The organism is Paraburkholderia sp. (assembly GCF_035948235.1).
In the GTDB taxonomy this organism is placed as follows: domain Bacteria; phylum Pseudomonadota; class Gammaproteobacteria; order Burkholderiales; family Burkholderiaceae; genus Paraburkholderia.
Genome location: NZ_DASZJJ010000165.1, coordinates 1 through 23,182, shown reverse-complemented (window position 1 = coordinate 23,182; position 23,182 = coordinate 1). Strand labels below are relative to the sequence as shown.

General features: G+C 63.9%; 20 protein-coding genes. 10 read left to right on the top strand and 10 right to left on the bottom strand.

Translation table 11 applies throughout. The features are described from left to right. Positions 1–835 (top strand): TonB-dependent receptor (locus tag VG320_RS14660; RefSeq protein WP_327200825.1); only part of this gene is annotated, 835 nt, incomplete at its 5' end. An 11-nt stretch (positions 836–846) separates the two neighbouring features. On the opposite strand, the gene bamA is transcribed toward VG320_RS14660, so the two are convergent. Together bamA and VG320_RS14650 are read right to left on the bottom strand one after the other, a co-directional pair. Further along, entirely contained in the window at positions 847–3,159 is a 2,313-nt protein-coding gene (gene bamA / locus VG320_RS14655) for an outer membrane protein assembly factor BamA (protein WP_327200826.1), read from the bottom strand. Between the two features lie 146 nt (positions 3,160–3,305). Continuing rightward, positions 3,306–3,704, bottom strand: coding sequence for a hypothetical protein (locus VG320_RS14650; protein WP_327200824.1), 399 nt, complete (start codon positions 3,702–3,704; stop codon positions 3,306–3,308). 322 nt (positions 3,705–4,026) lie between these two features. Here VG320_RS14650 and VG320_RS14645 point away from each other — a divergent pair, with 322 nt between their 5' ends. Next, entirely contained in the window at positions 4,027–5,211 is a 1,185-nt protein-coding gene (locus tag VG320_RS14645) for a phytoene/squalene synthase family protein (RefSeq protein ID WP_414696046.1), read from the top strand. Between the two features lie 60 nt (positions 5,212–5,271). Here VG320_RS14645 and mmsB read toward each other — a convergent pair whose 3' ends face one another. From mmsB to VG320_RS14630, 3 genes are all read right to left on the bottom strand, one after another. Further along, a complete protein-coding gene (gene mmsB, locus VG320_RS14640) occupies positions 5,272–6,162 on the bottom strand; it encodes a 3-hydroxyisobutyrate dehydrogenase (protein WP_327200822.1) in 891 nt (296 codons plus the stop codon). Positions 6,163–6,200: 38 nt separating this feature from the next. Beyond that, the gene (locus tag VG320_RS14635; RefSeq protein WP_327200821.1) at positions 6,201–7,727 is read right to left on the bottom strand and encodes a CoA-acylating methylmalonate-semialdehyde dehydrogenase; all 1,527 of its coding nucleotides are present in this window, start codon (positions 7,725–7,727) and stop codon (positions 6,201–6,203) included. An 80-nt stretch (positions 7,728–7,807) separates the two neighbouring features. Continuing rightward, complete coding sequence (locus VG320_RS14630) at positions 7,808–9,130, bottom strand: MFS transporter (RefSeq protein ID WP_414696045.1); 1,323 nt, start codon at positions 9,128–9,130, stop codon at positions 7,808–7,810. 139 nt (positions 9,131–9,269) lie between these two features. Between VG320_RS14630 and VG320_RS14625 the strand changes: the two genes are divergently transcribed. After that, on the top strand, positions 9,270–10,223 hold the full coding sequence (locus VG320_RS14625; protein ID WP_327200819.1) for a LysR family transcriptional regulator: 954 nt from the start codon (positions 9,270–9,272) through the stop codon (positions 10,221–10,223). A 111-nt stretch (positions 10,224–10,334) separates the two neighbouring features. Here VG320_RS14625 and VG320_RS14620 read toward each other — a convergent pair whose 3' ends face one another. Together VG320_RS14620 and VG320_RS14615 are read right to left on the bottom strand one after the other, a co-directional pair. Continuing rightward, on the bottom strand, positions 10,335–10,715 hold the full coding sequence (locus VG320_RS14620; protein ID WP_327200818.1) for a BON domain-containing protein: 381 nt from the start codon (positions 10,713–10,715) through the stop codon (positions 10,335–10,337). 531 nt (positions 10,716–11,246) lie between these two features. Next, positions 11,247–12,128 (bottom strand): LysR substrate-binding domain-containing protein, encoded by an 882-nt coding sequence (locus VG320_RS14615; protein ID WP_327200817.1) that lies wholly within the window; start codon positions 12,126–12,128, stop codon positions 11,247–11,249. Positions 12,129–12,282: 154 nt separating this feature from the next. Here VG320_RS14615 and VG320_RS14610 point away from each other — a divergent pair, with 154 nt between their 5' ends. The 3 genes from VG320_RS14610 (at position 12,283) to VG320_RS14600 (ending at position 15,474) form a co-directional block, all read left to right on the top strand. Further along, positions 12,283–13,527, top strand: coding sequence for an MFS transporter (locus VG320_RS14610; RefSeq protein ID WP_327200816.1), 1,245 nt, complete (start codon positions 12,283–12,285; stop codon positions 13,525–13,527). A 511-nt stretch (positions 13,528–14,038) separates the two neighbouring features. Continuing rightward, complete coding sequence (locus VG320_RS14605) at positions 14,039–14,740, top strand: carbonic anhydrase (RefSeq protein WP_327200815.1); 702 nt, start codon at positions 14,039–14,041, stop codon at positions 14,738–14,740. A 557-nt stretch (positions 14,741–15,297) separates the two neighbouring features. Then, complete coding sequence (locus VG320_RS14600) at positions 15,298–15,474, top strand: hypothetical protein (protein WP_327200814.1); 177 nt, start codon at positions 15,298–15,300, stop codon at positions 15,472–15,474. 22 nt (positions 15,475–15,496) lie between these two features. Here the strand turns inward: VG320_RS14600 and VG320_RS14595 are convergent, their stop codons facing one another. Then, the gene (locus VG320_RS14595; protein WP_327200813.1) at positions 15,497–16,525 is read right to left on the bottom strand and encodes an aldo/keto reductase; all 1,029 of its coding nucleotides are present in this window, start codon (positions 16,523–16,525) and stop codon (positions 15,497–15,499) included. A 240-nt stretch (positions 16,526–16,765) separates the two neighbouring features. On the opposite strand from VG320_RS14595, the gene VG320_RS14590 reads away from it, so the two are divergent. After that, a complete protein-coding gene (locus VG320_RS14590; protein WP_327200812.1) occupies positions 16,766–18,205 on the top strand; it encodes a DHA2 family efflux MFS transporter permease subunit in 1,440 nt (479 codons plus the stop codon). Positions 18,206–18,276: 71 nt separating this feature from the next. Here VG320_RS14590 and VG320_RS14585 read toward each other — a convergent pair whose 3' ends face one another. Next, a complete protein-coding gene (locus VG320_RS14585) occupies positions 18,277–19,302 on the bottom strand; it encodes a VTT domain-containing protein (RefSeq protein WP_327200811.1) in 1,026 nt (341 codons plus the stop codon). Between the two features lie 232 nt (positions 19,303–19,534). Here VG320_RS14585 and VG320_RS14580 point away from each other — a divergent pair, with 232 nt between their 5' ends. The 3 genes from VG320_RS14580 to VG320_RS14570 all read left to right on the top strand — a co-directional run bounded on the left by VG320_RS14580 (position 19,535) and on the right by VG320_RS14570 (position 22,448). Then, positions 19,535–20,365 carry a helix-turn-helix transcriptional regulator gene (locus tag VG320_RS14580; RefSeq protein WP_327200810.1) on the top strand — a complete coding sequence of 277 codons (831 nt, stop codon included), beginning with the start codon at positions 19,535–19,537 and terminating at the stop codon, positions 20,363–20,365. A 169-nt stretch (positions 20,366–20,534) separates the two neighbouring features. Then, positions 20,535–22,229 (top strand): FAD-dependent oxidoreductase, encoded by a 1,695-nt coding sequence (locus VG320_RS14575; protein WP_327200809.1) that lies wholly within the window; start codon positions 20,535–20,537, stop codon positions 22,227–22,229. A gap of 33 nt (positions 22,230–22,262) precedes the next feature. After that, positions 22,263–22,448, top strand: a complete 186-nt coding sequence (locus VG320_RS14570) for a hypothetical protein (RefSeq protein ID WP_327200808.1) — start codon at positions 22,263–22,265, stop codon at positions 22,446–22,448. A gap of 18 nt (positions 22,449–22,466) precedes the next feature. On the opposite strand, the gene VG320_RS14565 is transcribed toward VG320_RS14570, so the two are convergent. Continuing rightward, positions 22,467–23,182, bottom strand: a 716-nt coding sequence (locus VG320_RS14565; RefSeq protein WP_327200807.1) for a helix-turn-helix transcriptional regulator, incomplete at its 5' end; no start/stop codon positions are given.

The window sequence follows — 23,182 nt, the reverse complement described above, 5'->3', positions numbered from 1 at the left end:
CAGCGGTCTCTATCTGTTCGATCAGATCGATCTGACCTCGCGCCTGCAGGTGATGGGCGCGGTGCGCTACTCGCAGTACACCAGCTCGCAGGCCGGCACGCCGAGCCAGAACATCAACCGCACCTCGCCCTCGGGCAGCATCACGTATCGCCTCACGCCCACCACGAGCGTCTACGCGAGCTATGTGGAAGCGCTCGAATCGCCGGGCAGCGCGCCTGCGACCGCGGCGAACGCGTACCAGATCCTGCCTGCCGCCGTGAGCCGCCAGGAAGAAGTGGGCGTGCGCACGCGCCTGCCGGGCAACACGCTGGTTTCGCTCGCGCTGTTCAACCTGCGCCAGCCTTCGGCGGAAACCAACACCTCGAACGTCTACACGCTCGACGGCATGGCGCGCTATCGCGGCCTGGAGTTCTCCGTGCAGGGCGAGCCGGTGCGCAACGTGTCGGTGTCGGCGTCGGCGATGTATCTCGATGCGAAAACCACGGAGTCGAGCGATCCCACGCTGCTCGGCAAGGTGCCCGAGAACACGCCGCACGTCACCGCGAATCTGTTTGCCGAATACCGCGTGCCGGCGCTCGCGGGTCTGGCCGTCAACGGCGGCCTTTACTACACCGGGCCGCGCGCGGTGAACGGCGCGAACCAGGCGTGGATCGGCGGCTATACGCTCTTCACGGCGGGCCTGCGCTACGAAACGCGCGTGCATGGCAAACGCGTTTCGGTGCAGGCCAACCTGGAGAACGCCACCAACAAGCGCTACTGGAGCGCCGCCGGCTCGAACCAGCTCGCCGTGGGCCTGGGCCGCACGGTCGAGCTGACGTCGACGATCGACTTTTAAGGGTCTTTCGTTTAGAACGACGTGCCGATCTGGAACTGGAACTTCTGGTACTGGTCGCCCGCGTGCTTGACGATCGGGAAACCGAGGTCGAGCTTGAGCGGGCCGATCGGCGAAATCCACTCCAGGCCGGCGCCGTAGCTGTAGCGCAGGCCGTTGGCGCCGGTGCTGCTGCCTTCGGAGCCCCAGACGTTACCGCCGTCCACGAAGGTGAACACGCGCAGCGTGCGGTCGTAGCCAGTGCCCGGCAGCGGGAAGGTCAGCTCGATATTGCCGACAACCATCTTCGAGCCGCCGATCGGGTCGTTGGTGGACGTGTCGCGCGGCCCCAGCGAACCCGACTCGTAACCACGCACCGAGCCGATACCGCCCGCGTAGTAATTCTTGAAGATCGGGTACGGCTTGCCGCCCAGGCCGTTGCCGTAGCCGCCCTGGAAGTTCATGCCCACCACGAAGCCGCGCGCGAATGAATAGTAGTACTGCAATTGCGCATCGGCCTTGTAGTACTCCGTGCCGGCCGGCGTGCCGACTTCGGCGTTGGCCTGCGCGAAGTAACCGCGGCTTGGCACCAGCGCGCTGTCGCGATTGTCGCGCGACCAGCCCACCGTGAACGGCACCGTGTTCGAAACGCGCCCGAAGTCGGCCACGTAGTCCTTATAGGTCTGCGGCGTTTCCGAGTCGATGTCGAGGCGGTCCTGTTCGATGCCGAGGCCGAAATACACCATATCGGTCTCGGAGAACGGGATGCCGAACTTCATGTCCGCGCCATACGAAACGATACGGAAACTCGTGTCGTTGGTGCTCGAATAGTAGAGCGGCTCGGTCGTGCGGTAATAGACATCGGTGATGCGCTTGATGCCGTCCACCGTGAAATACGGATCGATCTGCGTCACCGACAGCGTGCGGTAGGTGGACGCCGTATTGACGTTCAGCGAGAGGGTCTTGCCCGTGCCGAACACATTGTCCTGCGAAATACCCGCCGAAATAATCGGCCCCTCGCCCGAGCCGTAGCCCACGCCCAGCGACAGCGTGCCGGTGGGCTTCTCGGTCACCTTCACGTCCACATCCACCTGGTCCTGCGTGCCTTCGACAGGCACGGTGGTCACCTCGACATCGGTGAAATAGCCCAGACGGTTGATGCGGTCTTTCGAGAGCGCGAGACGGTTCGAATCGAACCACGAGCTTTCGAGCTGGCGCATCTCGCGGCGCACGACTTCGTCGCGGGTACGCGTGTTGCCCACCACGTTCACGCGGCGCACATAGACGCGGCGGCTCGGATCGACCTGCAGCGTGAGCGCGACGGTGTGATGAACCTGGTCGATCTGCGGCTCGGCGTTGACGGTCGCAAACGCGTAGCCGTATTCACCGAGCTTGTCGACCAGCGCCTTGGTGGTGTCCTTGAGCTTCTGCGCCGAAAAGCGCTGCCCCGCCTTCACGCCGATAAGCTTCTTCAATTCCGCCTCGCGATCGAGCAGATTGCCCGCGAGATTGACGCTCGAAATCGTGTACGGCTCGCCCTCATGCACCGAGATCGTCAGGTACATGTCCTTCTTGTCGGGCGAGAGCGACACCTGGGTCGAGTCGATGTTGAACTCCAGGTAACCGCGGTCGAGATAGTACGAGCGCACGTTCTCCAGATCGCCGGTCAGCTTGTCTTTGGAGTACAGATCGTTTTTCGTGTACCACGAGAACCAGTTCGGCGTGGAGAGCTGCATTTCGTCGTGCAGGGTGCTCTCGCTGAACACCTTGTTGCCGATGAAGTTGACCTGGCGGATCTTGGCGCTCGGCCCTTCCACGACGGAAAACAGCAGGCCCACGCGGTTGCGGTCGATTGGCGTGACGGTGGTCGTCACTTCGGCGGCGTAGTAGCCGCGCGTGAGGTACTGGCGCTTGAGTTCCTGCTCGGACTTGTCGACCAGCGCCTTGTCGAAGCTGCGCCCAGGCGACAGGCCCACGGCGGCGAGTGCCTTGGTGAGATTGTCCTTGTCGAATTCGTGGATGCCCGCGAAGTCGATCGTGCCGATCGCCGGGCGCTCCTGCACCTGCACGACTACCGTGCCGCCCGTGACGGAAATCCGCACGTCGCTGAAAAAACCCGTGGCGTAGAGCGCGCGGATGGCGTCGGAAGCCTTGTCGTCGGAGAAGGTATCGCCCTGCTTGATCGGCAGATAGGCGAACACGGTGCCGGGCTCGATGCGCGCCAGTCCATCGATACGGATGTCCTGGACCACGAAGGGCTCGGTGGCGTGCGCGGTGGCCGCGATGCCGAATCCGAAGCCGGCGAAGGTCAGCGCGCGGGCGTAGCGCGTAGAAGATGAAACCGTCATGCGGGAGGTCGAGAAGTAGGCCAGCGAAGACAAACGAATACGCCGCGCGAACCGGCGCGACGCGAGAGACGCGGCGCGGCGAACCGCGCCAGCGCGTGACGAATTGGGCGCACGTCGCTAATACGCGTGCATCGTGTTATGGGCCGCTATTGCATGCGCATTCCGCTGGGCCGCAGGGGTTTGGCAAGACCCGTTGCGAGCGAGAGCACTTCGGTCATATGCGCGGCCTGCGAAGGATGCAGCCGGAACGACAGTTCCGCGCCGCCGGGCAGCCGGAAGCTCACCACGAGGTGCTGCACGGCGCCGTTTTCGCGGCCCACTTCCCACGCCTCGCACGGCATCGCGAACTTCACGCTCGCGGTTTTGTGGCGAATGCGCTCCGAGCGGCCGATGGCGTTGGATAGCGCGGCCAGCATCTCGTGCAGGACGGAGCAATGCAGCGCGACGCTATCCGGCTGATTGCCGTTGACCATCAGATACTGACCGTCCGCGGTCAGCTCGAAACCGCGCAGCGAATCGATGGCAAGTGACGTGGACGTGGACATAAACGGCACTCCGTGACGAAAGCATCGGCGGAGTCTAGAGGGCGCGGCGGCGCGGGGCGTTACCCACGCGTTACGTGGATTACTTTCATCAATATTGCGCAGCGGGCGCGGCGCAAGGACGAATTCGCCGGATCATGCGGACCAGTGGGGGCTGCGGCACCTTTCATTTGCATCTTGTGCACACAGGCGGCGAACGGAATTCGAAATTCGCTGTAATGAGATGGATTACCAACGCTGACAGAGCACAAACAGGCAGCACACAATCGGATGAATGCGCGCGCAAAGGGACGCATCGGCGCTCAGTGGCACACAGCGACGCACAGTGGCTGTGTCGATCGCCTGTCATGGAAGGTTCGTACCCTCGTCCACGCTACAATGCGGCTGCCGCTTTATTGCGGGCCCTGATGCCCGCTCCACTGCCCTAACCGATATGCAGAATTCTAATCGGGCCTTCCTGCTCGGCCCCTTGCTCAAGGGCGTTTCCCGCTCGTTCTACCTCACGATGCGCGTGCTGCCCGCCGGCATGCGCGACCCCGTGGGCGAGGCGTATCTGCTCGCACGCGCAGCCGACACCATCGCCGATACCTCGCTGATCCCGCCGGCCCAGCGCCTCGCGCTGCTGCTCGCGTTTCGCGAGCGCGTGAACGGCACGGACACCGGCAACGCGAACGATGACGCCCTGGAGCGCATCGCCAGCGAAGTCGCGGGCCAGCAGGCGCAATCGGATGAAAAGCTGCTGCTCGAATCGCTCGGCGGCGCGCTCGACGTGCTCGCACAGCTCGACGAGGCCGACCGCGTGGCCGTGCGCGAGATCGTCACGACGCTCACCGAAGGCATGGAATTCGATCTGAACACCTTCCCCGACGAACGCTCGGGCCAGGTGGCCGCGCTCGGCACCTGGGACGCGCTCGACCGCTATACGTATCTGGTGGCGGGATGCGTGGGCGAGTTCTGGACGAAGATGACCTATATGCATCTGCCGGGCACACTGGCGCCCGCGCTGCGCGAGACCATGTATCAACGCGGCGTGCGCTTCGGCAAGGCGCTGCAGCTGGTGAACGTGCTGCGCGATTGCGGCAAGGATCTGCGCATCGGCCGCTGCTATCTGCCCGCGACGATGCTTGCACAGGCCGCGCTCACGCCCGAGGATCTGATGCATCCGGGCACGTCGGCGCGCGCCCGCCCGCTCATGTTCGGCCTCGTGCGCATCGCGCTCGACCACTTCCGCGCAGCCATCGACTATACGTTCGCGCTGCCGCGTCTTTCGGTGCGTCTGCGCCTGGCGTGCCTGTGGCCGATCCTGATCGGCCTCGAAACGCTGGAACTGCTGGTTGCCAACGAAGACTGGCTCGATCCCGCGCGGCCCTCGAAACTCACGCGCAACGACGTCTATCGCATCCTCGCGTGCTCGACGCTGGCAGCCGCGTCCAACACGCTGCTCAACGCGTGGTTCAAGCGCCTGCTCGCGCGCATCGAAGCGCGCATGGCCGCAATCGAAAGAGCGTGATGTAGAAACGGCGCGGGCGGAATGAACTCCGCACGCGCCGTTTATTTCAGGGGTGAACGCCTAACCCTTGTTGCCTCGATACAGCTTGATGACCGCCGAAAAATCGAGCTTGCCGTCGCCCTGGCTGCTCATCGCCTGATAGAGCTGCTGCGCGATCGCCCCCATGAACGCGGGCTGATGCGCGCTTTTCGCGGCATCGGTGGCGAGGCCCAGATCCTTGAGCATGAGATCGGTGCCGAAGCCGCCCGTATAGCCGCGCGAGGACGGCGCCGTTTCGATCACGCCCGGAAACGGGTTATAGGTATCCGAACTCCAGCAGCGGCCCGTCGAAGTATTCATGATGCCGCCCAGCACCTTCGCGTCGATGCCGAGCGCTTCGCCCAGCGCCATCGCCTCCGCCACACCCGCCATCGTCACGCCCAGCACGAGGTTGTTGCAGATCTTCGCGACCTGTCCCGTGCCCGTGTCGCCGCAATGGACGATGTTCTTGCCCATGCCCGAGAGCACCGGCTTCACGCTCTCATAGAGCGCTGCGCTGCCGCCCACCATGAAAGTGAGCGTGCCGGCTGCGGCGCCGCCCGTGCCGCCAGAAACTGGCGCATCCACGAAACTGTTGCCGTTGGCCTGCGCCAGCTTGCCGAATTCGCGCGCGCTGGCCGGATCGATCGTGCTCGAATCGATGATCGTCACGCCCTTCGCGATACCCGCCAGCACGCCGTCTTCGGCGGTCAGGACGCTGCGCACGTGCGCGGCGGCGGGCAGCATGGTGACGACCCATTCGGCGCCGGTCACCGCCGCTTTGGGCGACGCGGCTTTCGTTGCGCCCGCATCGGCCAGCGTCTGCATGGCCTGCTCGCTCAGATCGAACACACTCAGCGTGTGCCCGGCCTTGAGCAGATTGAGCGCCATCGGCGCACCCATATGGCCCAGCCCGACGAAACCTATTTTCATGAGCGATTCTCCCTGGATGGTGGCTGCTCAACCCGCGCTCAGCGCAGGCTGATCGTCGTGTTCACGCCGTCGTTGACGGTGGCGTCATCGAACCAGCGCGCTGTCACGGTCTTGGTCTGCGTATAGAACTGCACGACCTGCTTGCCATACGGGCCCAGATCGCCGAGCTTCGAACCGCGCGAACCCGTGAAGCTGAAATACGGCACCGGCACCGGAATCGGAATATTGATGCCTACCTGGCCGATATCGATTTCGCTCTGGAATTTGCGGGCCGCCGCGCCGCTTTGCGTGAAAAGACCCACGCCGTTGCCAAACGGATTCGCGTTGACGAGCGCAATCGCCTCGTCGAGCGTGTTGGCCGTGAGCACCACCAGCACCGGCCCGAAGATTTCGTTGGTATAGATATCCATGTCCGTCTTCACGTCCGTGAAGACCGTCGGGCCGACGAAGTTGCCGCTCTCGTAGCCCGGCACCTTGACGTCGCGGCCATCGAGCGCGAGCGTTGCGCCCTGCTTCACGCCCGATTCGATCAGGCCCAGAATGCGCTGCTTCGCCGCGCGCGAGACGACCGGGCCGACGTCGGTTTTCGGCTCGTGGCCCGCATTGACCTTGAGCGTCTTCGCTTTTTCGACCAGTTCCGGCACCCACTGCTGCGCCGCGCCCACCAGCACCACCACCGAAGTCGCCATGCAACGCTGTCCCGCCGCGCCGAACGCCGCGCCCACCAGGGCATTGATCGCCTGCTCGCGATTCGCGTCGGGCAACACGACGGCGTGATTCTTCGCGCCCATCATCGACTGCACGCGCTTGCCGTGCTCGCTGCCAAGTCGATAAACATGCGTGCCCACTGCGGTCGATCCAACGAACGAAATCGCCTTGATGAGCGGATGCGAGCAGATCGCGTCGACCACTTCCTTGCCGCCGTGCACGACGTTGAGCACGCCCTTCGGCACGCCAGCTTCGAGCGCCAGTTCGACCAGTTGCATAGTCGACAGCGGGTCCTGTTCCGACGGCTTGAGCACGAACGTATTGCCGCAGACGATCGCCATCGGGAACATCCACAGCGGAATCATCGCGGGGAAGTTGAACGGCGTGATGCCGGCGCAAACGCCGATCGGCTGCTGCAAGGTGTAGGTGTCCACCCCGCCCGCGACGTTTTCCGCGAAACCGCCTTGCTGCAGCGTGCCGATCGAGCAGGCATGCTCGACCACTTCCAGGCCGCGGAAGATATCGCCTTCCGCGTCGGGCAGCGTCTTGCCCTGCTCGGCCGTGAGCGTCTGCGCGATGCGCGACATGTTCTCGCGAATCAGCGCCTGAAGCTTGAGCATGATGCGCAAACGCGTGCCGATCGACGTGTTCTTCCAGCTGGCGAATGCCGCGTGCGCGCTCTGCACGGCCTGATCGACTTCCGCGACCGTGGCGAAGGGCACGCGGGCCAGCACTTCCTGAGTGGCCGGATTGACGATGTCGCGCCATTCGGTCGTTTTCGATTCGACAAACTCGCCGTCGATCAGCAGCTTGACGGTCGAAACGTGCGCATTGGATGCCTGGGTGACTGCGTTCATCTTGAACTCTCTCTCAAAAGGTTCGAACGATCCGGCCTTGGCCGCGCATCGCTCATTTGAACAGGATTGCCAATTAATTTTCAATCGTGGTGCGAGCGCATCAAAAGCGTACACACGAAGGCGATCACCGCCAGCACGACCATATAAGCCACCACGTAATGCGGCTTGCCGCCACCGTAGGCGAGCAGCGCGGTCGCGATCATCGGCGCGACGCCGCCGCCCAGCACGCCGGCCACCTGCACAGACACCGAAATGCCTGAATAACGAATTTCAGCGGGGAACTGCGCTGCAAACAGTTGCGATTCCGGCGCGTAGAGAATCGGAAACACGACGCCCACACCCAGCACCATCGCCCACCAGACCGTTGCCGCATGCAGCGTTTCAAGCATCGTGAAGAACGGCGCGGCGAACAGCGCCATGATCACAAGGCCCACGAGAAACAGGCGCTTCTGGCCGATGCGATCGCTCAGCCACCCGGAGAACGGCATCGTCACGAGCGAAAGCACCGCACCCGCCGTGATCGCATGCAGGATCTGCACCTTGGGAATCTTGAGCTGGTTCGCCGCATAAGCCAGCGCGAACGCCACTACCAGGTAGAACCAGGTATTTTCCGCCGTGCGTGCACCGATGATGGTCAGCAGTTCGCGCGGCTGGCGACGCAACACTTCGAGCACGGGCGCCTTGACCGGCTCACCCTGGCTCTTCACCCGCTCGAAGTCCGGCGATTCAGGCACACGCACCCGGATCACCCAGCCGACCAGCACAAGCAGGATGCTGGCGAGAAACGGCACGCGCCAGCCCCAGGAGAGCAGATCCGCTTCGGGCAGCGCTGTGACGGCCGCCATCGCAATCGACGACAGAATCAGCCCGAAGCCCACACCCGTTTGCGGCAGCGAGCCGAAAAAGCCCTTGCGGCCCGGTGGCGCATGCTCGACCGCCATCAGCACCGCGCCGCCCCACTCGCCGCCCACGGCCATGCCTTGCAGGAAGCGCATGGCCACGAGCAGTACCGCCGCCCAATAGCCGATGCTCGCGTAGGAGGGAATCAGGCCGATCACCATGCTCGGAATGCCCATCAGCAGGAGCGTGGCCAGCAGCATCGATTTACGCCCGATGCGGTCGCCAAAGTGGCCGAACACGATACCGCCCATCGGGCGGCCCACGAAGCCCACGCCATAAGTCGCGAAGGCCGCGAGCGTGCCGAGAATCGGATCGAGCGTGGGAAAGAAAACCTTGTTGAAAACCAGGGCGGCGGCGGTGCCGTAAAGGAAGAAGTCGTACCACTCGATCGTCGTGCCGGCCATGCTGGCCCAGCCGGCGATCAGATAATCGCGCGCGCGGCGTTTTTGTCCAGAAACGGGAACGGCCACTGCCGCCCCTTCGGGGGTCGACTGCATGTGCATCGTCTGTCTCCATCTTTATAGTAGGCGACCGTCTGTCGAAGCGGCTGTTGCGGTGTGAAGCAAGCCTGTATGAAGCGGTCTGCGAACGAGTATAGTTATTCGAATATCCACGGCATAGAGATGAAAAAGCCCATCCGATATGCAAAAAAACACAACGAGACAGATGGAGACATTGAACTGGGACGATTTGCGCTACTTCCTCGAAGTGGCGCGCACGCAGCGCGCAAGCGCCGCTGCACGGCGGCTGGGCGTGGATCACACCACCGTCGCGCGGCGCGTGCGCGAGCTGGAAACGGCATTGGGGACCGTGCTGTTCGACAAGTCGCGCTCGGGCGGCTTCGTGCTCACGGCGGAGGGCCAGCGTCTGCTGGCTTACGCCGATGCGGTGGAAACGACGGTGCAATCGGCGAGCGAGCAATTTGCGCTGGGCGCGCAATCGCTCTCGGGGCATGTGCGGGTGGGATCGACGGAAGGTTTCGGCTGCTTTTTTCTTGCGCCGCAACTGGCGCGTTTTACGGGCAAGCATCCCGATATGTCGATCGATCTGCTGCCGGTGCCGCATTTCGTGAGTCTGTCCAAGCGCGAGGCCGATCTGGCCATCATGCTCGAACGCCCCGAACGCGGCCAGTACGTCTATACCAAGCTATGCGACTACCGGCTCAGACTATATGGGACACCTGACTATCTGCAACAGCATGCGCCGATACAATCGGCCGCGGATCTGCGCCAGCACGCTTTCATCAACTATGTCGCCGATCTGGCCTTCAGCCACGAACTGCTCTATCTCGAACGCACCGCGCCCAACGTCACCGCGAGTCTGTGCAGCACCAGCGTCATTGCGCAATATCACGCGGCGCTGCAAGGCAGCGCGCTGGCGATCCTGCCGTGCTTCATGGCCGAACCCGATCCGCGGCTGGTAAGTATCCTGCCCGACGAAGTCATGGTGACGCGCCGTTTCTGGCTCTGTAGCCGCGAAGAATTGCGCAAGCTGAGGCGCATCACGTCGCTGTGGGACTATCTGCGCGCCGCCGCCGATGCCAATCAGGCGCTGCTGCTAGGCGAATCGCCAACAATGCAATACGTCGAGCCATAAAAACAAAAAAGCCGCACGGACAATCCGCTGCGCGGATCGCCTGTGCGGCTGCGACGCTGCGTGACACTGGCCCGCCGCGCGAAGCGGCCGGCGCGTGTCGCGCATCGACGATCAGGTCCCGACCGGACGGATCGTCAGTGCATTCTTCACCGACGTCACGCCAGCCACACCCTTCGCCACATCCGTGGCGTGGTCGACCTGACCTTGCTCCGGCACGGTGCCTTGCAGGATCACGGCGCCGTCCTTGGCACGGACGGTGATGTTGGCCACGCTGATGTCCTTGTCCTTGGCGAGCGCAGCGCGGACCTTGCGCGAAAGCGCACGGTTAGCGGCCTTGGCCGACTTGTATTGCTGTTTCGACTGCTGGACCTGGGCCTTGGCGCTGTCGGTCGGCGCAGCGGGCGCGCTGGCGGCGTCCTGCGCATAGACGTGAAGTGAAGCAGCGACCAGCATCGTGCCGGCTGCCAGTTTGAACGCCTGAATAGCCTTCATGCAGTTTCTCCTGTTGTCACAGTTTTTTGATGGCCCAATTGAAAAACCGGGCCCGTGCACTACACACCCTTCACTACCGGAAACCGCGCTGCCGACATTGCGATGATTGCTATCCATTCGCCCTGCCAGGCACATTGGGGACTAACGATACTCTATTTATTACGAGTCTGATGCGAAAGCTACCGCTATGACTATTCAGCTGTGGGTAAAAAGCTTCGATTCCACTGAGGAATCGCCGCACCCGTCAATGCCAGACCTGCACGCCATCCCGCATGCCAGGACAAACGCTTCATTCAAATGCTATTCAATAGCATTTAAGGACGCGCCAATCAGGTGCATGCGGCGTGAATACGCGCTATTGACACAATTGATTGACGTGCAATCTTGCTGTCTTTACTGCGTCCTTTAGCGTCCTTATCGACAAGCAACGTGCGTCATTCACCTGGCGTTGACAGACACCAACACAGGTTTTACCCGCATTTACTCACGAAAGAAAAAAGCGCGCGCTTTATGTTTGCACTGCGCGACGCATTACATCGCCAGTTGCGCCTTCACCCAGCGATAGAACTGCTGGATCGCCGCTTCGCGCGGATGCCCCTCGCGCCAGGTGAAGTAGTAATCGAGCGAGGCGGGAATACGGGCTTGCCCGAGTTGCACCAGTTCGCCGCGCTCGATGTAACCGCGCGCCAGTTGCAGGCGCGCCGTGGCCGCGCCCTGTCCCGCGACGGTCGCCTGCAACAGCAGCCCCGCGTCGTCGAACACCGGGCCGCGCTCGGGCTCGTCGCCGGCCACGCCCGCAGCCTCGAAGAAATCGCGCCACGAGCGGCGCGAAAAGCGCAGCAAAGGCATGGCCGCAAGATCCTCGATGCGAAAGCCGGGATAGCGCGCCAGCAGTGTCGGACTGCACACGGCGACCACCTGATCGTCGAGCAGTTTGCGAATCTGGAAACCCGGCTCGTCCACGCGCCGATGCCAGATGCCGATGTCGAACGGATACGGATCGGGCGGCGTGACGCCCGCGTGCATGCGCAGCGACAGATCGACATTGGGATGACGATCGTAGAAGTCGCCCAGACGCGGAATCAGCCAGACCGATGCAAAATCGGACATCACACTCAGTTCGAGCCGCGTCACACCGCTCACGCCGGGTCGCGTGGCGTCGAGTGCCTCGCGCAGTTCGTCGAGGCTGCGTCGCACGCGTTCCGCCAGCTGCGCGCCCGCCGCCGTGGGAATCATGCGGCTGCCCGCGCGGCGAAACAGCTCGACGCCGAGTTCCGCTTCGAGCCCGCGCAAATGGTGGCTCACGGCACTGTGCGTCAAATGCAACTCTTCCGCCGCGCGGCTGAAACTGCGCCGCCGCGCCGCCGCTTCTAGCGCGCGCAGGGCCTGCAAGGGAGGGAGCGATCGGGACATGACGTCAAATTCTACTCACAATCGCGACTGAAATCTCTCGCTGGCCTCGTGCCTGGCTTTCGCCAATAATCATGTCCCAGCCATTCAAAAAGCTTTCGGACCGCGCGGATCGCAGCCTTTACGGCACCCGACGCGCCCGTCGACCTTCCGCATCATGACCGCACTCAGATTGCGCGTATTCGCCGTCTTCGCGCTCGGCTACTTCGTTTCCTATCTGTTCCGGGGCGTCAACCTCGGCTTCGCACCGTTCCTGACGCACGAAATGGGCTTCACAGCCACCGATCTGGGCACCCTCACGAGCCTGTATTTCCTCGGCTTTGCGGGCGCGCAGATTCCAGGCGGCGTGCTGCTCGATCACTTCGGCCCGCGCCGCGTCACCGCCTGCGTGATGCTGGTGGCCGCCGCTGGCGCGCTGGTGTTCGGCCTTTCGCACAGCATCGGCGCGATGATGGTCGGGCGCCTGCTGGTGGGCGTGGGCGTTTCCGTGTGTCTGGGCGGCGCTTTCAAGGCCACGGCCCAGCACTTTCCGGTCGCCCAGCTCACGCTCGTCAACGGTCTCGTGATGGCGGTGGGCGGTCTTGGCGGCGTGGCGGTCGGCGCGCCGCTCTCCTGGCTGCTGACGATCGCGCCGTGGCGCTCGGTAAGCCTCGGGCTGGCCGTGCTGACGGCGGCGGTCGCGGCCATCATCTGGATCGGCGGCCCGCGCACGCGCGACACCCATCATCAGGCAAGCCTGCTCGAGCAGTTCAAGGGCACCGCGCACATCCTGCGCAGCCATGCGTTCTGGAAAACGGCGACGTTTTCGGCGCTCACGCAGACGGTGTTCTACGCGATGCAGTCGCTGTGGGTCGGCGCGTTCCTGCGCGACGTAACGCCCGCGGGCACGGTGGACGTGGCCTCGCGCGCGGCCTCGCTGGTTTCCGTGCTGGGCGGCGCGTTCATCGTCGGGAATATCGGCTTCGGGGCGCTCGCGCGCGCCTTCGAGCGACGCGGCGTCAGCGTGGCGCGCTTTTCCGGCGTGACGATGGCGTTGTTCGTGCTGGTCCAGGCACTGCTCGCCGCGCGTGTGCCCGTGCCTGCGCCGCTGCTGTGGGCCGCCTACGGCGCGCTGGGTGGCACTGGCATCCTCACTTATGCCGTGCTGGCCGAATATTTCCCCGCGCGCCTGATCGGCCGCGTCAACACCACCTTCACGCTGGTGATTTTCGTGGGCATTTTTGTCGCGCAGATCGCTATCGGCGCGGCGCTTGGACACTGGAGCGCCGTGGACGGTCACTATCCGGTCGTCGCGCATCAAACTGTGTGGACCGCGCTGATCGTGCTGCAAACGGTGGCAGGCCTCTGGTACTTCATGCCAGGCCGACGCGCAGGCGCCGCGCATCCCGCAATGGAATCCTGAGCCGCTGGCCCTGGTGCGAGTAACGCCTGCCGCATACCGCTGCGGCAGGCTTTTTTATCGCAGCAATTATTTCGGCATCCATACTAACTGGAACGCGCCGACCCAATACGCTCGCCCGTCTGCCAGACCTGCGCCGTTTCCTGCTGGAAACCTCCGCTCGCATAAATCGCCGCGTCGCGTACAATGCTGCCCCGCCGGCCCCGGAGCCACGCCAGGAGGCGCTGACAACCGACTGGCCGGTCGTATGACAAAAGCCCACGCAGCCGCCCGCGCCAATGCGAAACATCACTTTTGATGGGATGCCGGAAGCGCGCGGTGCGTGAGAAAATACGCTTTCGAATGCTCAGGCAGCGCGTGATTTACGCACTTTGGTGACGATCGGAAACAGGAGAAAAACGGGGGAAAAACGCACGCCCGTCCGCTTGTTTCCGAACCGAAACACGGCGGCTCAGCGTAAACTTCCGCTGTTGCCATTCGATTGTGTCGATTCATGATAAAGAGAGAAACTTCCATGCCAGACCATAACCACTCGCACGACGATCACTCCGAATCGTGCGGCTGCGATCTGCTGCACCTCCTCGACGGCGTGGACGAGTTCACTCATCAAGTGTTCCCGGGCAACCAGGAGCTGTTCCAGAGCCTCGCCCACAGTCAGGCCCCGCATACGCTGTTCATCACCTGCGCCGACTCGCGCGTGTCGCCTGAGATGATCACGCAGGCTCGCCCCGGCGAGCTGTTCGTCTGCCGCAACATCGGCAATATCGTGCCGGCTTACGGCGAAATGCTCGGCGGCGTGTCGGCCGTGGTCGAATTCGCCGTGATGGCGCTGAACGTCAAGCAGATCGTGCTGTGCGGCCATACCGACTGCGGCGCGATGAAGGGCCTCGCCTCGGGCGGCACGGCCACCGCCAACATGCCCACGGTAACGGCCTGGTTGCGCAACGCCGAAGCGGCGCGCAGCGTCGTGCAAACGCGCGGTCTGGACGAAAACCAGATCGTGCAGGCCCTCGTGGAAGAAAACGTGCGCCTGCAACTCACGCATCTGCGCACCCACCCCGCCGTCGCGGCTCGCGTCGCGCAGAACCAGCTTCAGTTGCAAGGCTGGGTGTACGACATCGGGCAAGGCACCGTGTCGATCTTCGACGATACGCACGGCCGCTTCGAATCGCTCGGCGAGGCGCGCGCCCGTCTGCGCAAGGACACCACGGGCTAACACGCCCTGCGCGTCCCTCGGGCGGCCCTCGCCGCCCGTCATCCCGCTTCCCCCCTCATTCCGCCGATACCGGACCACGCCACAGAGGCGTCGTCCGGTGTCGGCGCTCGACTTTCTCATTCTTTGCAACAATCATTTGACGCTACGGTAACAACATAGGTGTTTACCCTAGGCACTGATCTGGCTATACTCTCGTCCGTACCATATGCGGTGCCCAACCGCAGCAAGAAAAATAATTCCGGAGGTTGGTTGCTCATGCCTTGCGCTTGCCCGCCGTATCCGCCGTACCAGACACCGAATACCCGTACCACCCGCAGTTGTTTTGCAGTCGCAGAACGATCGCCCGCGCCGCGCTAACGCCGGCACGTGCATCGCGCCGCCGCGCCCGTTGTGGGCGCGGCTGGCCAGAAACTCAGGCCCACTCCACGTCAATCGCCGTTCAACCCGCCGCAGCATCAGCCACGGCGAACGGCTCGCGCTTGCGCGCGCACTGGCGGCCGGTAATGGGCTTCGCACCCGTCACGGGCCATGCGCCCGATTACCGAAGGAGATGTGCCGTGGAATACACCCTCAAGCCGCCCACCAAGATCGAAGTCAAACTGCTGCTGCATCCGCAAGACCACGACCGCGCCATGGCGATCGCCAAAGCCGCCAATCTCGGCGAACGCGAGTTCTACGCGCTGGCGATCCACCTTGGCGCGGCGGAAATCCTGCGTTCCGCCGAGTCGGACTGAGCGGCGCGCGGCCCCTGCAGCATCAGACCGGCGACGGGTTGCGCTCGCTGAAACCTTCCTGATGCCAGTACGGATACACCGGTCGCACGGCACTCGCCGCGTCGAGCTTCGCGACCTGCTCCGTGGTGAGATTCCAGCCCACCGCGCCCAGATTCTGGCGTAACTGGGCCTCGTCGCGCGCACCGATCAGCACGGTCGAAACCGTCGGACGCTGCAGCAGCCAGTTCAGCGCGATCTGCGGCACGGTCTTGCCGGTTTCCTGCGCGATTTCGTCGATGGCGTCGAGCACGCGAAACAGATATTCGTCCGGCACCGGCGGCCCCTGCTCGGCCGTCTTGTGCAGGCGGCTGGTCTGCGGCAGCGGCTGGCCGCGGCGAAGCTTGCCAGTCAGGCGCCCCCAGCCGAGCGGGCTCCACACCACCGCGCCCACGCCCTGATCGAGACCGAGCGGCATCAGCTCCCATTCGTAATCGCGACCGATCAGCGAGTAATACGTCTGATTGGCGACGTAACGCGGATAACCATACCGATCCGCCACACCGAGCGATTTCATCAGATGCCAGCCCGAGAAATTCGACACGCCCGTATAGAGGATCTTGCCCGCGCGCACCAGTTCGTCGAGCGTCGAGAGCACTTCTTCGGCGGGCGTTTTCGCATCGAACCCGTGAAGCTGGAACAGGTCGATATAGTCGGTTTGCAGACGCTTGAGCGCGGCATCGACGGCGCGCTTCAAATGAAAGCGCGACGAGCCGACGTTATTGGCGTCGTCTTCGTCGAAACGAAACGTCGCCTTGGTCGAGATGATCGCCTTGTCGCGGCGTCCCTTGAGCGCCTCGCCCAGCACCGACTCCGACACCCCGCGCGAATAGATATCGGCCGTATCGAACATCGTCACGCCCGCATCGAGGCAGATGTCGATGAGTCGCCGCGCTTCGGCCACATCGGTTGCGCCCCACGCTTCGAAGAATTCGCCCTTGCCGCCGAACGTCCCCGTACCGAAGCTCAGCACCGGCACCTTGAAACCCGATGCGCCCAGAAAACGGTATTCCATTTCCCATCCTCCACAAATCGTGCGTTGAAGAAGCGCCGACGAGTGTACGCGCCTCCCGCCAACGCTGCCGTGCACCCGCCGTAATCTTCCAGCCGCCTGGACATGCGCGCGAGGCTGTACACCGTCACTTTCGTATCGGAAACTATTGCCTCGTTTGTTTTCTTGCCGATGCACCATGCGCACCATGCCTGCCTACATTTGTTTCCGTCACTCTCAAGCCGCCTTGCACGAGGCGGCACAATGAACCAAACGGTACAACCCGGTTCCGCACGCGCCGCCGCGATCCGCTGGCTGCCCTACATCGTCGCGGCGACGTTCTTCATGGAGTATCTGGATACCACCGTGATCGCCACGGCGCTCCCGCAGATGGCGCACTCGTTCGGCGTCGGGCCGAATAGCCTGAGTCTGGGCGTGACCGCCTATATGCTGGCGCTGGCCATCTTCATCCCGGCGAGCGGCTGGGTCGCCGACCGTTGCGGCTCGCGCACCGTGTTTTTCGGCGCGGTGGTGACGTTCACGCTGGCCTCGATGCTCTGCGGCGTTTCGCAGAACCTTGGCGAATTCGTCGCCGCGCGCGTGCTGCAAGGCATGGGCGGCGCGATGATGGTGCCGGTCGGCCGCATGATCGTGGTGCGCAGCACCGACAAGAGCCGGCTGATGCAGGCCATTTCCACCATTACGTGGCCCGCCATCGCAGCGCCCGTGATCGGGCCGCCGGTGGGCGGCTTCATCACGACCTACGCGTCGTGGCGCTGGATCTTTCTGCTCAACGTGCCGTTCGGACTGGCCGTGCTCGTTGCGATCGCAACGATCGTGCCGAATCTGCGCGGCGAGCATCGTCGTCCGCTCGACGTCGTGGGCCTGGTGCTCAGCGGTGCCGCGCTCACGGCGATCCTCTACGGCGCGGAACTCGCCAGCCAGCCCGGCGAAAATCCGTGGCGCGCGGCGGCCATCGTGGTAGCGGGCGTGCTGGTGGGCGTCATCGCTTTCGTACATGCAAAACGTCACCCCACGCCGCTCGTCGATGTGTCCACGCTGAAAATCCCAACCTTTTCGGTGACGGTCGTGACCGGCTCGATCACGCGTATCGGCATCGGCGCGGCGCCGTATCTGATGCCGCTGCTGTTCCAGATCGGCTTCGGGTTATCGGCGTTCAAGTCGGGGCTGTTGCTGCTCGCGAGCGCACTTGGCAATCTGGGCATGAAGGCGCTCACCACCCGCATTCTCGAACGCTGGGGCTTTCGCCTCGTTGCGGTGGTCGATGTCGCCATCGCGGGGCTGTCGATGATCGCCTGTGGCCTGCTCACGCCCGAAGTGCCGCTCGCCATCGTGCTGATCGTGGTGTTCGTCTACGGCGTCACGCGCTCGATGCAGTTCTCGACGCTTGCGACGCTCGCCTATGCCGATGTCGCGCAGCCGCAGATGAGCGCCGCCAGCACGCTCTGGAGTGCGGCGTCGCAAATGACCAATGGTCTGGGGATCGCATTCGGCGCGCTCACGTTGCGCATGGCCGCGAGTTTCCATGGCGAAACGACCGGCCACGTCTTCACACTCGACGACTTCCGCCTCGCGTTTCTGGGCGCGGGCGTGCTGACGTTGCTGTCGGTCTGGGGATATGCACAGATGGCGCGCGATGCGGGCCAGAATGTCGGCGGCGGCTCACGCCGGCAACGCGCCTGATTAACGCGTAATTTGTGCGCAATGTCGAAGTCATGCGGCGCTCCGGGGCCGCATGACATGACGCGGAATGCCTACTTCGAAAGGCTCGCGCGCACCGTGAATTCCTCTTCGGCATCGGCTTCGAATGCCTCGTCGGCCAGCCCATGCGCACGGTGGAATTCCGACGACAGCGGCTCGACCGGATAACCGCGCCGCTCCCACGCATCGAGACCGCCCCTGAGCGCGTGCGCGTGATAGATGTGCTTGTCGCGCAGGCGGTTGACGATGCGCTTGGCCGTCACCTCGTTCGGGCACACGCAATACACCACGATGGGACGCGCGACCAGCTCGGCGGGCAGCGCCTCGCTCGAATCGAGATTGAGCGGCTGCGCGCCCGGAATGCGGTACGCCTCCTTCTCGCGCACGGTCTGCGGCCGCGCATCGAAAACGATCGGCGGCGCCGCTGACTTCATCATCTCGTCGAGTTGATCGGGCGAAATGCGGTGCGTGGCGAGCCAGTGGCGCAATTGCAGACGGCGCGCCCAGCGATACGCAAGAAACAACACGCCCGCAACGGCGAGCACGTCGAAAATGGTCCAGCCATTGGCGCGCACGAACATCGCAAAGCGCGCGATTTCGGAATGCAGCGCGGCACCGCCGATCAGCCAGGTGCCGGCCCAGAGCATCGCGCCCACCGCATCCCAGAGCAGAAAAATGCGCACATCCATCGATGTCGTGCCGAGCAGCGGCGCGGACATCAGCCCAAGGCCCGGCACGAACTTCGCGACCGCCAGAATCGGCGCGCCATGACGTTCGAAGATATTGCGCGCGACACGAATCGTCGTATCGAGCGACAGCGAAAAGCGCACAAGGCCGTTGAGCAGACGGCGGCCACGCAGGCGGCCCGCGGTAAACCAGAGCGAATCGGCGAACAGGGTCGCCACCACCGCGGCCAGCAGCAGACTCACATATGACGCTTCCCCGCCCGCCGCCATGGTGCCCGCCAGTATCAGCACCGGCGCCGCGGGAACCGGCACGCCGAGTTGTGTCACGAGCACGCTGAGAAAAACCACCCCGGTGCCAAAATCGGGCGGGATGGCGGTGGGGAGAGTCCACATAGCGGGGGTTTCCGGCTTGAAGCGACCTGATAAGAAAGGAAACATCTGCGCCATTTCGGCGCAAGTACGGAGATTACCGCAAGTGGGCGAATTCTTGCTTGCAGCCCTGCCTTGCCCGCGCGACCGAAACGGGTATCGATCAAACGTTCGCGGCCGCCCCGGCGCGCCGTTTCGGTGCTAGGCTTTAGCGCTCTACTCCGCTGTTTTTCCTCGGCGTTTTCCTTTACGAAACATGCGTTACTGGCGACTCGACCGGCCGCGACAGGCCAGTCCGTCCGGCTCCTTCGACCTGACCCGCGTCACCGGCCTCGTCGCCGCGATTGGCGGCGATGACGCCAATGCACTCGCCGCCGAGGTGCTGAATCTGCTCGGCCCAGCCACGTCGGTATCGCAATGCACGGTGTTCGCATACGAATTCGGCAACCGGCCGCGCACGGTCTCGGTTGCCGACCATCGCGGCGGGCGCTTTCTGCGCGACGTCGCCGACACCTACGCGCGCCTGTTCTACGCGCTCGACGGCAATCAGCGCATTGTGACGGGCGACGGCGAGGCTACGGAAAAGCCCTCCTCGCTCGTGCTCCACTGGCAATCGAGCGAGGACATCGCGCACGACGGCTATCGCCAGACCTGCTACGCCGCGCCGAATGTTTCCGATCGGCTCTCCCTGCTCATGCAGGCCGCCGCCGATATCTGGCTGTCCGTGAATCTCTATCGGGAGCGCGACGCCGGCAACTTCCAGCCCGGCGAAGTCGAACTGGTCGAATCGCTTGCGCCCCTGATCGGCGAGGCCACGAAGCATCATTACGCCCTGCGCGGGCAAAGCCAGCAGGGCATTCCGCAACTGATGCTCGCGCGACTACGCAGGCTTTGTCCCGCACTGTCGAAACGTGAACTCGACGCGCTGCGCGGCGTGCTCGAAGGCCATAGCGCCGCTGAAATCGCCGACCATATGGGCGTGAAGCCCAGCAGCGTCGTCACCTATCAGAAACGCGCGTATCAGCGCCTGGGTATTTCGGGGCAGCGCCAGCTTTTCGCGCTCTGCCTCGCCAACGACGCACGTTAAGCCCCTGCCACCCGTTCGCCCCTGGCGGCGCTGTACCCAAAATGAGGACAGCGCCACCTCGCTCGCCTGCCATACTCCCTGCATCGCCCCGGCTTTTGAAGCCCGCGGCGCCGCGTGGTGCGCCCGGCACCGCGCGCGAACAAAAATTTCCGATCGGAGACAACGCGCGATGAGCGTCCCATTCAAGCCCTATCCCTTTGAGGCGAAGCAGTACGACGCCCGCCTGCCCGAACTTGCCGATGGCCACGAAACGCAGCGTCACGCGGTCATGATCGTCGGCGGCGGCCCGGTCGGACTCGCCATCGCCCTGGGCCTGGCAAAACATGGCGTGCGCTCGGTGCTGATCGAAGCCGACGAGTCGGTGTGCCACGGCAGCCGCGCCATCTGCATTTCGCGCCGCAGCCTGGAAATCATCGAACGCCTGGGCGCGCTCGATGGCTTTCTCGCCAAGGGCCTGCCGTGGACCGGCGGGCGCAGCTTCTATCGCCACGATGAAGTCCTGCACTTCACGATGCCGCAGGACGACAACCAGAAGCTGCCGCCGATGGTCAATCTCGCGCAGTACCACATCGAGCAATTCCTGCTCGACGCCGCCGAACGCCACGCGAATCTCATCGACATTCGCTGGCGCACGAAAGTGACCTCGGTGCAGCACGATGCGCAGGGCGCGACGCTCACGCTCTCGACGCCCGCAGGAGACTACACAGCGCAAACCGACTGGCTGGTGGCGGCGGACGGCGGGCGCAGCACCGTGCGCGAAGCGCTGGGCCTCAAGCTCAAGGGCACGAGCTACGAAGGCCGCTATGTGATCGTCGATATCCTGCTCGACAGCGCGCGGCCCACGGAACGTCTCGCGTATTTCGATCCGGCGTCGAATCCCGGCTCGACCGTGCTCGTGCACAAGCAACCCGACAACGTCTGGCGCATCGATTATCAGTTGCGCGACGGCGAGGATGCCGAAGCGGCCGTCAAGCCTGAAAACGTCATGCCGCGCGTGCAAAACCTGCTCGACATGATGGGCGAGACCGCTGCGTGGTCTCCCATCTGGATCACGATCTACAAGGCCAACGCACTCACGCTGGAGCGCTATCGTCATGGGCGCGTGCTGTTCGCGGGCGATGCCGCGCATCTCGTGCCGATCTTCGGCGTGCGCGGCGCGAATTCCGGTATCGACGATGCAGACAATCTTGCGTGGAAGCTCGCCTACACCCTCCAGGGACGCGCCGATGAACGCCTGCTCGACAGCTATTCCGACGAGCGCGTGTTTGCCGCGCACGAGAACCTGAGCTACGGCACGAAGAGCACCGAATTCATGGCGCCGCCCTCGTTCGCGTTCGAACTGATGCGCACGGCGGTGCTGGGTCTTGCCGCACGACATCCCGGCGTGCGCTCTCTGATCAATCCGCGCCAGACCTCGGCAATCGCCTATCAGGATTCGCCGCTCAACGCCGTTTCCGATCCGCTCACGAGCGGTCCCGCGCCAGGCACGGTGTTGCCCGAGTGCCCCGTCACTATCGTCGACGGCGGCGGCGCGCGTGCGGGACACATAACCGATCTGGTCGGCCCGCATTTCACGGCGTTTTATTTCAGCGACGACGGCACGGTGGCCGCCGCTTTGAACACTTTGGAAACGTCGTGCAGCGTGCCGTTCGCACTCGTACTGCTTGCGCAGCAAATGCCCGTCGATGCCACGCGTCGCTGCGGCTGGGATCACACCCGCCGCCTGTTCCCGATGTACGGCGCCACAGCGGCCACGCTTTATCTCGTGCGCCCGGATGGTCACGTGCTCGGACGCTGGCAAGGCAGCGGCGCAACGCTGGCACAACGCGCGCTCGACGCACTCCGGCACGCGCTGCAGGCGTGAACTCATCGGCAAAACATTGAACAGGAGAACACCATGACCGACAGCGAACTCGACGCCGTCTACACGCGGCTATGCCAGACCATGACCGATCTGGGCGAGGCCAGCGCGCCGCTCTTCCTCGCGCGCTTCGCGCTGCTCGCCGTCGAGCGTATCGGCGACGCGCAGGCAGCACTGGGCCTGATCGACGCGGCTAAAGAAGAGATGCAAGCGACGCCCTAAGCCGCGCGTTTCCGATCGTCAACTGCGCGGCAATTGCAGCAGTCGCGCAAGCCTGGAACGATTGCTGACGCCGAGTTTCTGGAACGACCGGTCGAGATGGGTCCGCACGGTCGTATAGGAAATCCCCAGCCGCTGCGCGATTTCCTTGTCCAGCAACCCTTCGGCGGCCAGCGTCACGACTTCGCGCTCGCGCCGTGTCAGGCGAGCGATTGGATCGCCGCCGTCCAGCATTTCCAGCGCCGCGCCGTCCGTCGGCTTCGCGATGCCCGCCGCGCTACGCGAGCGTGCCAGCGCGGCGACGAACGCCGGCCGGATCAGGTCCAGAATTGCCAGTTCGCTATCGGAAAAATTCTCGCGGTGCGCGCCGCGCCAGATGCGTAGATCGCCGATATTGGTGTCGCCGTCCCACGCGAACAGATTCATGCCCCAGTGCAATCCATCGCGGCGCAGAAAATCGTTGAATAACTCGGTCCGCGCCAGCTCATCGTGCGGCATCACATCGGTTACACGCACCGCCGCGCGCTGGTGCTGCAGACGCGGCGTGAGCACATCGCGGTACTGGAAATAGCGTTCGTAATTGCCGAGATTATCGGCGGACATATTGATGGCGACGCGGTTCGTGAAAACCCCCTGCGTATCGTCCCAGACATAGGAGCCGAAGAAGTCCGCGCGCAGCAGATCGAGCATGCGCCGCCCCACTTCGAGCCGCAGCACGTCCTCCGGCAATGTGCGGT

What these genes read in the sequence shown, in the direction of transcription:
- bamA (WP_327200826.1), bottom strand. Translation starts at nt 3,159, where the DNA reads ATGACGGTTTCATCTTCTACGCGCTACGCCCGCGCGCTGACCTTCGCC.
- VG320_RS14650 (WP_327200824.1), bottom strand. Translation starts at nt 3,704, where the DNA reads ATGTCCACGTCCACGTCACTTGCCATCGATTCGCTGCGCGGTTTCGAG.
- mmsB (WP_327200822.1), bottom strand. Translation starts at nt 6,162, where the DNA reads ATGAAAATAGGTTTCGTCGGGCTGGGCCATATGGGTGCGCCGATGGCG.
- VG320_RS14635 (WP_327200821.1), bottom strand. Translation starts at nt 7,727, where the DNA reads ATGAACGCAGTCACCCAGGCATCCAATGCGCACGTTTCGACCGTCAAG.
- VG320_RS14630 (WP_414696045.1), bottom strand. Translation starts at nt 9,130, where the DNA reads ATGCACATGCAGTCGACCCCCGAAGGGGCGGCAGTGGCCGTTCCCGTT.
- VG320_RS14625 (WP_327200819.1), top strand. Translation starts at nt 9,270, where the DNA reads ATGCAAAAAAACACAACGAGACAGATGGAGACATTGAACTGGGACGAT.
- VG320_RS14620 (WP_327200818.1), bottom strand. Translation starts at nt 10,715, where the DNA reads ATGAAGGCTATTCAGGCGTTCAAACTGGCAGCCGGCACGATGCTGGTC.
- VG320_RS14615 (WP_327200817.1), bottom strand. Translation starts at nt 12,128, where the DNA reads ATGTCCCGATCGCTCCCTCCCTTGCAGGCCCTGCGCGCGCTAGAAGCG.
- VG320_RS14610 (WP_327200816.1), top strand. Translation starts at nt 12,283, where the DNA reads ATGACCGCACTCAGATTGCGCGTATTCGCCGTCTTCGCGCTCGGCTAC.
- VG320_RS14605 (WP_327200815.1), top strand. Translation starts at nt 14,039, where the DNA reads ATGCCAGACCATAACCACTCGCACGACGATCACTCCGAATCGTGCGGC.
- VG320_RS14595 (WP_327200813.1), bottom strand. Translation starts at nt 16,525, where the DNA reads ATGGAATACCGTTTTCTGGGCGCATCGGGTTTCAAGGTGCCGGTGCTG.
- VG320_RS14590 (WP_327200812.1), top strand. Translation starts at nt 16,766, where the DNA reads ATGAACCAAACGGTACAACCCGGTTCCGCACGCGCCGCCGCGATCCGC.
- VG320_RS14585 (WP_327200811.1), bottom strand. Translation starts at nt 19,302, where the DNA reads ATGTGGACTCTCCCCACCGCCATCCCGCCCGATTTTGGCACCGGGGTG.
- VG320_RS14580 (WP_327200810.1), top strand. Translation starts at nt 19,535, where the DNA reads ATGCGTTACTGGCGACTCGACCGGCCGCGACAGGCCAGTCCGTCCGGC.
- VG320_RS14575 (WP_327200809.1), top strand. Translation starts at nt 20,535, where the DNA reads ATGAGCGTCCCATTCAAGCCCTATCCCTTTGAGGCGAAGCAGTACGAC.
- VG320_RS14570 (WP_327200808.1), top strand. Translation starts at nt 22,263, where the DNA reads ATGACCGACAGCGAACTCGACGCCGTCTACACGCGGCTATGCCAGACC.